Origin of the sequence: Marinococcus luteus (assembly GCF_034497705.1) — a bacterium.
Classification (GTDB): domain Bacteria; phylum Bacillota; class Bacilli; order Bacillales; family Marinococcaceae; genus Marinococcus; species Marinococcus luteus_A.
Genome location: NZ_JAXRUV010000005.1, coordinates 1 through 11,999, shown reverse-complemented (window position 1 = coordinate 11,999; position 11,999 = coordinate 1). Strand labels below are relative to the sequence as shown.

Annotated in this window: 12 protein-coding genes and 1 pseudogene; 9 read left to right on the top strand and 4 right to left on the bottom strand. The window is 44.6% G+C overall.

Going from position 1 to position 11,999, the window contains the following annotated elements:
- Window positions 1-47: 47 nt before the first annotated feature.
- The 7 genes from Q9M42_RS09205 to ccpA all read left to right on the top strand — a co-directional run bounded on the left by Q9M42_RS09205 (window position 48) and on the right by ccpA (window position 7,011).
- Entirely contained in the window at window positions 48-1,148 is a 1,101-nt protein-coding gene (locus Q9M42_RS09205; protein WP_322526194.1) for a nicotinate phosphoribosyltransferase, read from the top strand.
- 25 nt (window positions 1,149-1,173) lie between these two features.
- Entirely contained in the window at window positions 1,174-1,815 is a 642-nt protein-coding gene (locus Q9M42_RS09200) for a hypothetical protein (protein WP_322526193.1), read from the top strand.
- 180 nt (window positions 1,816-1,995) lie between these two features.
- Window positions 1,996-3,306: a UDP-N-acetylmuramate--L-alanine ligase gene (murC, locus tag Q9M42_RS09195; protein WP_322526192.1), complete on the top strand. Its 1,311-nt coding sequence runs from the start codon at window positions 1,996-1,998 to the stop codon at window positions 3,304-3,306.
- Between the two features lie 210 nt (window positions 3,307-3,516).
- Window positions 3,517-3,930, top strand: a complete 414-nt coding sequence (locus Q9M42_RS09190; protein ID WP_022795220.1) for a DUF948 domain-containing protein — start codon at window positions 3,517-3,519, stop codon at window positions 3,928-3,930.
- Between the two features lie 15 nt (window positions 3,931-3,945).
- Window positions 3,946-4,377 (top strand): YtxH domain-containing protein, encoded by a 432-nt coding sequence (locus Q9M42_RS09185; RefSeq protein WP_322526191.1) that lies wholly within the window; start codon window positions 3,946-3,948, stop codon window positions 4,375-4,377.
- Between the two features lie 205 nt (window positions 4,378-4,582).
- Window positions 4,583-5,659, top strand: a complete 1,077-nt coding sequence (locus Q9M42_RS09180) for a bifunctional 3-deoxy-7-phosphoheptulonate synthase/chorismate mutase (RefSeq protein ID WP_022795222.1) — start codon at window positions 4,583-4,585, stop codon at window positions 5,657-5,659.
- A 341-nt stretch (window positions 5,660-6,000) separates the two neighbouring features.
- Window positions 6,001-7,011: a catabolite control protein A gene (ccpA, locus tag Q9M42_RS09175; protein ID WP_322526190.1), complete on the top strand. Its 1,011-nt coding sequence runs from the start codon at window positions 6,001-6,003 to the stop codon at window positions 7,009-7,011.
- A 37-nt stretch (window positions 7,012-7,048) separates the two neighbouring features.
- Here ccpA and Q9M42_RS09170 read toward each other — a convergent pair whose 3' ends face one another.
- The 3 genes from Q9M42_RS09170 to Q9M42_RS09160 are packed head-to-tail and all read right to left on the bottom strand — an operon-like array spanning window position 7,049 to window position 9,519.
- Window positions 7,049-8,215, bottom strand: a complete 1,167-nt coding sequence (locus Q9M42_RS09170; protein WP_322526387.1) for an acetoin utilization protein AcuC — start codon at window positions 8,213-8,215, stop codon at window positions 7,049-7,051.
- Window positions 8,212-8,853 (bottom strand): acetoin utilization AcuB family protein, encoded by a 642-nt coding sequence (locus tag Q9M42_RS09165; RefSeq protein WP_322526386.1) that lies wholly within the window; start codon window positions 8,851-8,853, stop codon window positions 8,212-8,214. Before Q9M42_RS09165 ends, Q9M42_RS09170 begins: the two co-directional genes overlap by 4 nt.
- 33 nt (window positions 8,854-8,886) lie before the next feature.
- Window positions 8,887-9,519 (bottom strand): GNAT family N-acetyltransferase, encoded by a 633-nt coding sequence (locus Q9M42_RS09160; protein WP_322526385.1) that lies wholly within the window; start codon window positions 9,517-9,519, stop codon window positions 8,887-8,889.
- A gap of 173 nt (window positions 9,520-9,692) precedes the next feature.
- Here Q9M42_RS09160 and acsA point away from each other — a divergent pair, with 173 nt between their 5' ends.
- Both acsA and Q9M42_RS09150 read left to right on the top strand, forming a co-directional pair.
- Window positions 9,693-11,411 (top strand): acetate--CoA ligase, encoded by a 1,719-nt coding sequence (acsA, locus tag Q9M42_RS09155; protein WP_322526189.1) that lies wholly within the window; start codon window positions 9,693-9,695, stop codon window positions 11,409-11,411.
- Window positions 11,412-11,521: 110 nt separating this feature from the next.
- Window positions 11,522-11,680, top strand: a complete 159-nt coding sequence (locus Q9M42_RS09150; protein WP_176967740.1) for a hypothetical protein — start codon at window positions 11,522-11,524, stop codon at window positions 11,678-11,680.
- A gap of 34 nt (window positions 11,681-11,714) precedes the next feature.
- On the opposite strand, the pseudogene Q9M42_RS09145 reads toward Q9M42_RS09150, so the two are convergent.
- Window positions 11,715-11,999 (bottom strand): annotated as a pseudogene (locus Q9M42_RS09145) (hypothetical protein); the annotation flags it as partial.

The window sequence follows — 11,999 nt, the reverse complement described above, 5'->3', positions numbered from 1 at the left end:
AAAATCACGGGCTCTTATTCTGATACATAGGTTAAGGAGCAGCTGTTATGAAAGAGATTGAACTCAAACTGCAAGGAAAACAAAAACGATTAACAAACGAAACCTTTAAATTTGACGAACGGGTAAAGGAAGGCTGGTTCTCCGCAGTATACTTTTTGAAGACCAAAAAAATCGCAGAGAAATATAAGCCGGACGAACGCGTGCTGATGCAGTTTTTTCAAAAGGATCACGCCGTTTTATGCGGAGTGGATGAAGCTGTTGCTTTAGTGAAAACCTTCTCCTCCAATCCAGGAGAACTTGTCATCCATGCCCTTGAAGACGGCAACAAAATCGAACCGTATGAAACGGTAATGACGGTGGAAGGAAAGTACCAGGATTTCGGCTTCCTCGAAGGCCTGATCGACGGTATACTTGCGAGGCGTACATCTGTTGCTACAAATGTCTTTAACGTCGTGAATGCGGCAAAAATTTCCGGAAGAAAAAAGCCTGTAATTTTTATGGGAGACCGAGATGATCATTTCACGCAGCAGGCAGGAGACGGATACAGCGCTTTTATTGGGGGATCCAAGGCACAGGCGACTCACGCGATGAGCGAATGGTGGGGGAAAAAGGGAATGGGCACGATGCCGCACGCCCTGCTCCAGCTCTTCGAGGGAGACATTATTCAGGCGACACGCGCATACAAAGAAACATTCCCTGAAGATGAACTCGTAGCACTGGTGGATTATAATAATGATGTTATTACCGACTCTTTGAAAGTGGCCAGGGAATTTGGCAGTGAGCTTCAGACAGTGCGTCTCGATACGTCGGGCAGTATGGTGGATCAATATTTCTGCCGGCATCCGGAAGTGCTTGGCTCCTTCAATCCTACCGGCGCCAACCCCGAATTAATTTTTGCCTTACGGAGAGTGTTGGACGAAGAAGGATTTCAGCACGTTAAAATAATGGTAAGTGGTGGTTTCAACGCGGCCCGTATTGAGGAATATGAAGCTAAAGACGTTCCCGTTGATATTTATGGTATTGGCAGCAGCCTATTAAAAATCCATATCGGCTTTACGGGAGACAATGTATTGCTAAATGGAAAACATGAAGCTAAAGCGGGGCGGAAACACCGCCCGAATAATCGAATGGAGCTCGTTGAGTATTAATTTTCCTGGAAAGGAGTTCTTGGCCGTGCGTTCGGATATACAAAGGTATCGACAGCGCCGGCAGGCGGAAGCAGACCGGTGCCTCGAAAGCCTGCTCACAGCATTTAAAGCCTGGAAAGAAGAAAATGCGAACCTGCGTGAAAAGGTGCGTGCCAAGCATCTTTTTGCCGAACAGACTGGGGTCGAGGTGGGCCAGGTGGAAAAGAAACCGTGGGACATGCTGTTTGAGGAATGGTTTTCATATGACTATGTAACTATCATCGGAACGCATTTATTTGATATGTTCTTAAAGCAGACGCTGCCTGCGAGGACCCGGATGGATCTCCAGCTCGGAGGTCTGCTGTTAACGGCTTCCTGGATGCCAGTGGAATTGAATGAAAAAAATTACTGGGTGAGAGCAGTAGGCAAACAGGAATTTTCAAACCGGCTGCAGCAGGACGCTGCTTTGGAACCGGCTGCGTCCTCCATCTGGCTCGCCCGGACAGCACGTGTGGGTTTTGAGGATACCCGCCTGGGACAGGCAGTACCGCTCCGGTCTGATTTCGAAGGTTTTCAGGCACTTATGCTTGAGGCGGAAAAAGCTTACCAGAAAGAAGAACACATTCGTTGGCATAAAGAAAAAGGGGCTTCCTGGCTGCAGTTTGCACTCCCGTCTGTTAGTTTTTAACTTTAAACGAAGACGGGATTCAAGCTTTTCTGCCCAATTCAAGCCGTTCCATTGGAGGAACTAAAGGTTTTTGCTATAATAAGACAAGTATGTTTACATATGATACACACCATGAAAAACGATCTCTTTCACCTGTGCGTTTCGGCGGCAAGGTTTTTTGAAAGAACGGAGGAAGACAATATGTCTAATTATCATTTTATTGGAATTAAAGGATCCGGTATGAGTGCTCTTGCCCAGATTCTGCACGATATGAATCATACTGTACAGGGCTCAGATGTTGAAAAAACGTTTTTTACCCAGCAGCCTCTTGAAAAGAAAAACATCTCTATTCTTCCTTTTCAGGCTGATAACATCCATGAAGGCCAGACAGTAGTTGCTTCAGCAGCTTATGGTGATACACACGAAGAAGTGAAAAAGGCAAAGCAGTCAGGACTGGAAGTTCATTCATACCCTCAGTTTTTAGGAGAATTTCTTCAGAATTTTACATCGATAGCAGTGGCAGGATCTCACGGTAAAACGACCACCACCGGTCTTTTAGCCCATGTGCTCGAAGCGTATAAGCCAACCTCATACTTGATTGGTGACGGCACAGGAAAGGGCATGGAAAACAGCCGCTTTTTTACGTTTGAAGCCTGTGAATATCGCCGTCACTTTTTGAACTATGTACCTGATTACGCCATCATGACAAATATCGATTTTGACCACCCGGACTATTTTTCTGATGTGGACGATGTGGTGCAGGCATTTAATGAAATGGCTCAAAAAGTAAAAAAGGGTATTGTAGCCTGCGGTGATGATGAGCATCTTCAAAAGCTGCACGCTCCGGTACCAATTGTTTATTACGGTATTGAAGGAAAGCATGATTTTAATGCAGAAAACATATTAGTAGACGAAAACGGCACCAGCTTCGATGTTCAAATCCGCGGGGACCGTTTCGGCCGTTTTACTATTCCGGGCTATGGCAACCATCATATTCTAAACGCGCTCGCCGTTATTGCCATCTGCCACTATGAAGAGGTGCCCGCTTCTATTATCCGTGAACAGCTGGCTTCTTTCAGCGGGGTGAAACGCCGGTTTACAGAAAAAATTTCCGGGTCGCAGGTGTTGATTGATGATTATGCCCATCACCCTACGGAGATCAGGGCCACCATTGAGTCGGCGAAGCAAAAGTACCCGAACCGTTCGGTAGCAGCTGTTTTTCAGCCGCATACGTTTTCAAGAACCAAGGCTTTTCTTGATGATTTCGCAGACAGTCTGCAGATGGCAGACTACGTTTACCTTTGCGATATTTTTGGCTCAGCCAGGGAAAAGGATGGAAGCTTAAGCATCGATGATTTAAAGCAGCGTATTCCTGGAGCAAGAATAATTCAGGAGGACGGTATCCAGGTGCTTGAAACGCATAATGATGCTGTGCTTTTATTTATGGGAGCCGGAGACATTCAAAAGTTTCAAAGTGCCTATGAAGCTCACCTTGAATCCTCCAAACAGTAAAATTGAAAGGACGGAAAGCAATAGCTTTCCGTTTTTTTGTATCACTAGCAAAAAAAGAGGATGAACCAGCATTTAGGTGATTGTTTTTTCAGTCAAGAGGCATACTTTTTACGGAGAAGGGGAAAAGTGGAATAGAAAGATCCTCTATGAAGAATGGAGTTTCAAACCAGACAAATAGTGGTAAAATGGCGACAGGAGGTGTATTGTGATATGGCTATTTTAGGGTACATAAGCGCGCTGATTGCAGCGATCGCTTTTGCCGTTCTAATTATTTTCCTCGTGAAAACGCTGAAGACAGCTACCACAATGATGGAGCGCGTAGGAAATACAATGGAACAAGTGGAGCAGCAGGTACAGGGCATTACCAGGGAATCAGAGGCTATGCTTAACCGTTCTAATACTATTATGGAAGACGTGCAGACCAAAACAGAAAGTATTAATGGTTTTGTAGGGTCGCTGCAAAATGTCGGGGAATCGGTGGACAATGTTAACCACTCATTCCGCCGTGTAGCCGATTCTGTTTCCAATTATTCTTCAAAACAATCAGAGCAGGTCACCCAGGTGATTCAGTGGGGGAATGCCTTTATTGATTTGTATGCCCGCTGGAAAAAACGGACAAAATAAAGGGGACGATAAAGAATGGCTTCGTACAACACAAAAGACTTTATTGTTGGCACGATTATAGGAAGTATTGTAGGGGCTTCAACAGCGCTTCTTCTTACTCCGAAGTCAGGGGAAGAATGGCGCCAGGATCTTTCTGAAGGCACCCAGTCAGTAAAACAGAAATCAAGCGGATTAACTTCCGAAGCGTACGAAAAAGGCAGTGATTGGGCAAATCGTGCTAAAGATAAGTCCAGCGAGCTGGCCAAAAATGTTTCTGCCCAGTCTTCTCATTTATATGAACGAGTGAAAGGAAGCTCGGGAGAAAACGAGGAAAAGTCTGCTGAAGAGCTGGCAAAAGAACTTAATGAACGTATTGATGAAAGTGAAGAAGCAGCGGCAGAAGATGTAAAAAAAGATGTACGCGATCTGCATAAAGATTCAACAGAAAACAACAGCAATAATACGTAAAAGTTAAGGCCGTTGCGTCAAACGCAGCGGTTTTTAATATGTTTTTTTAATCAAATATAGACGAAAAGCTTATTCTAAAGGTAAAAACGCTTTAATACTTAAAAGCGTTTAAGAAATAAAGAAAAAAGGGCTGACAGAACAGAATTCTTCGTTTATAATGGGGCGTAATCGAAAAGATAAGTAATTGACTGAAGGAGTGGAGAGTATGAGTAACGAACAGTTAGATGCCCTGAGAGAACAATTGGATGATGTGAACGTAAAGCTGTTGGAACTGATTAATGAACGTGGACGCCTAGTCCGGGAAATCGGGGACGTAAAAAGCAAGTCTGGACAGAAGCGATTCGATCCGGTACGTGAGCGCCATATGCTTGATCATATTGCAGAACATAACGAAGGGCCTTTCTACACTTCCACGGTTCAGCATATTTTCAAACAAATCTTCCAGGCAGGCCTTGAGCTTCAGGAAGACGATAATCGTAAAGAACTGCTGGTCTCCCGTAAGAAAAAGCCTGAAGATACAATTGTTGACCTGAAAGGCGAGAAAATCGGAGACGGTTCTCAGCGTCTTGTTGCAGGTCCTTGTTCCGTGGAAAGCTACGAACAGGTGTATGAAGTAGCTAAATTCATGAAAAGCCAGGGCATTCGCCTTCTGCGCGGCGGGGCATTCAAACCGAGAACTTCCCCGTACGATTTCCAGGGACTTGGCAAGGAAGGCCTTGAAATTCTGCGCCGTGTAGCTGATGAGCTGGATATGGTAGTGATCAGCGAAATTGTGAGCCCGCAGGATGTAGAGATGTCACTGGATTACCTCGACGTTATTCAGGTCGGCGCGAGAAACTCCCAGAACTTTGAACTATTAAAAGAAGTGGGTGGCGTAGACAAACCTGTCTTAATGAAACGCGGGATGTCTTCGACTATTGATGAATTGATTAAAGGCGCCGAATACATTCTGGCTAAAGGGAATGAAAATATTATTCTTTGCGAACGCGGCATCCGTACGTACGAAAAAGCAACGAGAAACACCCTCGATATTTCTGCAGTACCAATTCTAAAAAAAGAAACACACCTTCCAGTAATGGTGGATGTGACACACTCTACGGGCAGAAGAGATCTGCTTGAACCAACAGCACGTGCAGCATTTGCTATCGGTGCAGATGCAGTTATGGCTGAAGTACACCCTGATCCAGCTGTCGCTCTTTCTGATTCCGCTCAGCAAATGGATCTTGCTCAATTTGAATCGTTCCTGGATTCTTTACGGGCTTCCGGATTATACAAATCATAATTCAGCACAAGAAAGCACAGGGCTTCCTGTGCTTTTTTATGTGATAAGTCCTGCTGATTAATTTAAATTATTTGATAGCGTTTTCTTGAAAACAAGCATGAAAACATAGTAAAATGAAAACAATTGAAAACAAGCCAAATCAAGAATAAAGACGTTTTGCGCTTAATATGGTATGATTGGAAAATCTGTGATTGTGAAGAAAAGAACAACCCGGAACTTACTTTGTTGAATAGGAAGTTATGAAAAGTTTTCATAAATGAATTGCAGAGGCGATAACCATTATTATATGATAGCATCATCTGTTAAGAAGTGGATGAAAGGGACTTGAAGGAGGATTACTAGTGAATACAACAATTTATGATGTAGCAAGAGAGGCTGGCGTTTCGATGGCGACCGTCTCGCGTGTGGTGAACGGCAATCCAAACGTGAAGCCAGCTACAAGAAAAAAGGTGCTGGATGCCATTGAAGGGCTCGGCTATCGTCCAAACGCTGTAGCACGTGGTCTTGCAAGCAAAAAAACGACCACTGTCGGTGTGATTATTCCGGATATATCAAGCATTTTCTTTGCTGAACTGGCCCGCGGGATAGAAGACATTGCGATGATGTATAAATACAATATCATTCTGAGCAACTCCGATCAGAATAAAGACCGGGAAATCAATCTGATTAATACGCTGCTTGAAAAACAGGTGGATGGGATTGTATTTATGGGCGGCGAAATTACTGAGGAGCATGTAGAACAGTTCAAGCACTCCCCGGTGCCGATCGTTCTGGCTGCAACAGTTGATGAAAATAAGGAAGTGCCTTCAGTAAATATTGATTATGCAGATGCTGCTTTTGATGCTGTAGAAGAACTGATCGAAGGCGGCCACCAAAGAATCGGTATGGTTTCCGGCTCTCTTGAAGATCCGGTAAATGGATATAAAAAATTCAGCGGATATAAGGAAGCTCTGAATAAAAACAATATTACTTTTGAAGAAGAATTAGTAACAGTAGGAGATTATTCATATGATTCCGGACTACGGGCTGCCCAGTCCCTGATGAAGCTTGAAAACCCTCCAACTGCTATTTTTGCTTCTACAGACGAAATGGCTCTTGGTGTTATTCACGGGCTTCAGGATGATGGCTTCAGCGTACCGGAGCAGGTTAACGTCATCGGCTTTGATAATACACGTCTTGCTACCATGGTTAGGCCGACATTAACGACTGTAGTACAGCCGATGTATGATATCGGAGCAGTTTCAATGCGGCTTTTGACGAAATTTATGAACAAAGAGGAAGTGGATGAAAGCACTGTAGTCCTTCCACACCGTCTGGAGTACAGACAATCAACGACTATCCCCGAAAAATAAGGGAAGCAGCCTGGCTGCTTCCCTTATTTTTATATTATCACGGCTTTTTTTCATTTCTAATATGAAAAAGGGCTTTTTCTAATGAACGTATATTTTTTTCTTCAATTTCCGGTCGTCTGGGGATAGGGGCATACATTTGCTCCGGGTCCAGCCATTTGGTTGGAAGCTCGATAGGCGCATTTGTTCCCCAGCGGCTCCGCCATTCTTCTGGACAGTTTTGTTCGTATAATTGGGTCTGTTCACTCATTTCAAGCCATACGGCTGCCCAGGCTCTTGGTACGACTCTCCACATATCGTAACCTCCGCCACCGACTGCAATCCATCTGCCTTCGCAGTATTCATGGGCTACTTGATGGGCGATAGCAGGAATGGCCTTGTATGATTCAATGCTTAAGGAGAGATGAGTGAGTGGATCGAAATAGTGCGCGTCTGCCCCGTTAAGTGTAAAAATGACGTCTGGTTTGAAAAACTCGGCTGCTTCCCGCAATGCTGTCTCATAGCAATGCAGAAAGGACTCATCCTCTGTAAAGGCGTCCACTGGTATATTGATGGAAGTACCGTAGCCCTGCCCGGCGCCTTTCTCACCAACACTGCCGGTGCCTGGAAACAGGTATCTTCCTGTTTCATGAATTGATAGTGTGCAAACATCCGGTTCCTCGTAAAAAGAAAACTGGACTCCATCTCCGTGGTGGGCATCGGTATCAACATATAAAACGCGTGCACCGAATTGTTTACGGGCGTATTCAATGGCAATGGAGCTGTCATTATATACACAAAAGCCCGAAGCCTTTCCCTGAAAGCCATGATGCAGACCTCCGCCAAGGTGGAAGGCATGAGTTGCTTTCCCGGAAAGAACTGCTTCAACAGCCTGAAGAGTACCGCCGACAAGCGTGGCAGAAGCTTCGTGCATATGGTCAAAAATAGGTGTATCTTCCGTTCCCAGGCCGTAGTTGTTTGCAACGCCAATACTAAGCTCGCCTTTTCCTGCCGCTTTAACTGCCTCTACGTAATGTTGGTCGTGTACAAGCATTATTTCTTCGTCCGTTGCCATCCGTGACGGAATGAGCTGATTATCATTGATTGCCCCCATTTCCAGTAGCAGATCAAAGGTAATTTGCTGACGAAGGGGGCTGAAAGGATGATCGTCATTAAATTTGTACTGCGGCATATCCGGAGAATAAACGAGAGCGTGATTCATTGTCATGATCCCGGCTCCGGCATTCTCGGCCATTGTACGGTGTACCCTTTTTCTTCAATGGCGGCAATCAGCCTTCGGGGGTCCATTGTCTGCACCCGGAAGCTGAGCACCTGCTTATCAATTTCATTGTGTGGAAAGAGCAGTACACTGATAACATTTGTCCCTTTTTCTTTAAAAATCAATGATAATTCTGCCAGCTGCCCGGATAAATTAGGAACAACAACGTCTATCTGAGAGGACGGCTGATTGGCTCCTGTCATCTTTACTAACGTATGCAGAACGTTGGTTTCAGTTAGTATGCCGACCAGTTTATCGTCTGAGGAAACGACAGGGAGAGCACTGATATCGTTCTCATATAAGACTACTGCAGCATCAGCCATCAGATCATAGGACATGATGGTGATGACGGGAAAAGTCATAATTGTAGAAACGGGCTGTTCCAATTCTTTTTTGTCATCGCCAGGCTGAAAAATGGAAGGGCTGGCATCGCGGATATCCCTGTCCGCTACAATACCAACGACATAACGATTTTCGTCAATCACAGGTATATGCCGGATGCGGTGCTTTTCCAAAAGCTCTAAAGCTGTGCGTATAAGCGTGGTGCGTTCAATTGTTATGACGTCTTTAACCATAATTTCTTCCACGAACAAGCAAACATTCCTCCTCTGTGCAGGCGGTTAAAACATAAATTTATTAGTAAAACGAACATTATCAAATTGTTGAATATCGGTATCTGATACACGTGAGCCTATTCTTACCATTAAACAATTTGCGGGGTGAGAGCAAATTTCAGGATCGTCAGTTGCCATCCATTCGAGCCCGCCGGCATTCATCATTTTTTCCATAAGTTTTCTATATTCCCAGACGGTTAAGCCGCTTGATTTAAGATCCCAGTGCCAGTAGTATTCTGTGGTAATAATAATATAGTCTTCCATGGCATCATCGAGCACAGAAAACTCTAACAGACGTTTGCCAATTTTAGCTCCCCTGTACTCTTTGGCTATTTCTATGGCCCCAAGCTCCAGGAGACTGTCCAACCGGGCTTCTGACCAGCGTTCTAAAGGATCCGGATAGACAAATGTGACATAGCCGACAATCGTTTTGCCATCAGCGACAATATTAATACGCCCTTCAGGAAGATCAGCAATGCCAATCAATGCCTTTTTTTGTTCTTCATGGGAGCGAAACGCTGTAAGGCCTGGATGAAAGTCGTAATCGTGAAGTGTTTTACCAGAAACAGGGCCTTCCATGAGCAAAGTGTGGTTGTTCCATGCGATTTCCCTGGAATAATAGGTCTTTTTGTGAATCATGTACACCATCCTTCATCCACCTATGGTACTGCTTACATTATTATCATATCAGAAAATTACTTCAGATTGGTGGAAGAAATGAGAATATTAAGAAATGAAAGAATTGAACAATGTATGAACTTATATTATAATGAATTTGTGCAAATCAAGATCGACAGAAGGGAATGTTTCAAATGAAAGTGCAAACGCTTCCACCAATTGACGGAAATTACAACCTACAAGACTACGAAGAAGCAAAACAAAACTTTGACTGGTCGGAAATCGAAAAACAATTCTCTTGGTACGAAACAGGAAAAGTAAACATGGCATATGAAGCAATTGATCGCCATGCTGAGAATCCTGATAAGCAAAATCAGGTAGCACTTCATTATTTAGATGGAAGCCGCAAAGAGGAGTATACATTTGCGGATATGAAAAAATACACAAACAAAGCAGCAAATGTAATGAAGGAAGCAGGTATTGAGAAAGGAGACCGTGTCTTCATTTTCATGTCCCGTTCTCCCGAACTTTACTTTGCTCTTCTCGGAGCAGTTAAAGTGGGCGCTATCGTTGGCCCATTGTTTGAAGCCTTCATGGAAGGAGCTGTCCGGGACCGTCTTGAAGACAGCGAAGCAAAAGCACTCGTTACAACGCCTCAGTTAGTAGAACGGGTACCGTTTGATGACCTTCCAAATCTGGAAACGGTGTTCATCCACGGAGGCGTAGACGATGAAAAAGGCGGATTTTTGGATTTTGATGCAAGACTTCAGCAGGCAGGCAGCGATTTTGAACCGGAATGGGTAGACCGTGAAGACGGACTGATTCTGCATTATACTTCAGGCTCTACTGGAAAGCCCAAGGGTGTTTATCACGTACACAATGCGATGATACAGCATTATCAGACAGCGAAATGGGTGTTGGATTTGAAAGACGGGGATGTATACTGGTGTACAGCCGATCCGGGCTGGGTAACCGGCACATCCTACGGCATATTCGGTCCATGGCTTGCCGGAGTAACAAACGTGGTGCGCGGCGGACGCTTCAGCGCACAGGACTGGTATGATACTTTGGATCGGTACAATGTATCCGTATGGTACAGTGCACCAACTGCTTTCCGGATGCTCATGAGTGCCGGGGACGAACTTGTGAAAGAATATGATCTTTCTTCGCTGCGACACATTTTGAGTGTCGGGGAGCCGTTAAATCCAGAAGTGGTACGCTGGGGCGAAAAAGCGTTCAATCTCCGCATTCATGACACATGGTGGATGACAGAAACAGGTGCAATGATGATATGTAACTACCCGGCAATGACAATTAAAGCCGGTTCCATGGGGAAACCAATCCCAGGAGTCTACGGAGCAATTGTCGATGATCAGGGCAATGAGCTTCCGCCGAATCGAATGGGTAATCTGGCTATCAAGCCAACCTGGCCGGCAATGATGAGAGCTATCTGGAATAGAAAAGAAAAATATGACAGCTACTTTGAATTAAATGGCTGGTACGTATCCGGTGACTCTGCGTATATGGACGAAGATGGCTACTTCTGGTTCCAGGGCCGTGTAGATGACGTTATCATGACTGCTGGTGAGAGAGTCGGACCATTTGAAGTAGAAAGCAAACTGGTTGAACACCCGGCTGTAGGTGAAGCAGGGGTTATTGGCAAGCCGGATCCGGTACGCGGGGAAATCATCAAAGCATTTGTAGCCCTGCGGGAAGGATATGAAGCTTCAGACGAGTTGAAGGAAGAAATTCAAAACTTCGTGAAAAAAGAACTTGCTGGTCACGTTGCACCGAAAGAAATTGAATTCCGTAAATCACTTCCGAAAACAAGAAGTGGTAAGATTATGCGCCGTGTCTTGAAAGCATGGGAGCTTGATCTGCCTACTGGTGATCTTTCTACTATGGAAGACTAGAGTGCGAAAATGTAAGAAGCCTCCGTACATAATAAGTACGGAGGCTTCTTTATTTCTAATGACCCTTCAGGTATGATATACAGAAAGAATAGAAAGGGGGCGAGGCGGTTTTGGTTGCTTTAATTATTGGTATTATTATTTTACTGGAAAGTTTCTATTTAATATTTAAAGGAAGTAAAGAAAATCGACGTTTTCTGCGGACAGCAGGAATGGTTTCAGTGCCTATTGCGATATTGCTGGTATGGATTGGACTGGCCCAAATGGCTTAATTCTTAATTTCAATACATAATGGCTTTTTATTCCTTACTCTTCTTGTTCGGAAGAACTGCCTTCATCTGTTTCATTTTCAGTATCACTAGAAGTCTCTGACGAAGAATTCTCGTCAGGGGCTTCTTCATTTGTGGATGATTCTCCACCGGAGTCTTCGGTTTCTTCAGTGCTGTCGTCCCCAGAAGGAGCAGAAGAGGAGTCCTCAGTGGATTCCTCTTCGTCAGTGGATGATTCTCCACCGGAGTCTTCGGTTTCTTCAGTGCTGTCATCCTCAGAAGGAGCAGAAGAGGAGTCCTCAGTGGATTCCTCTTCGTCAGT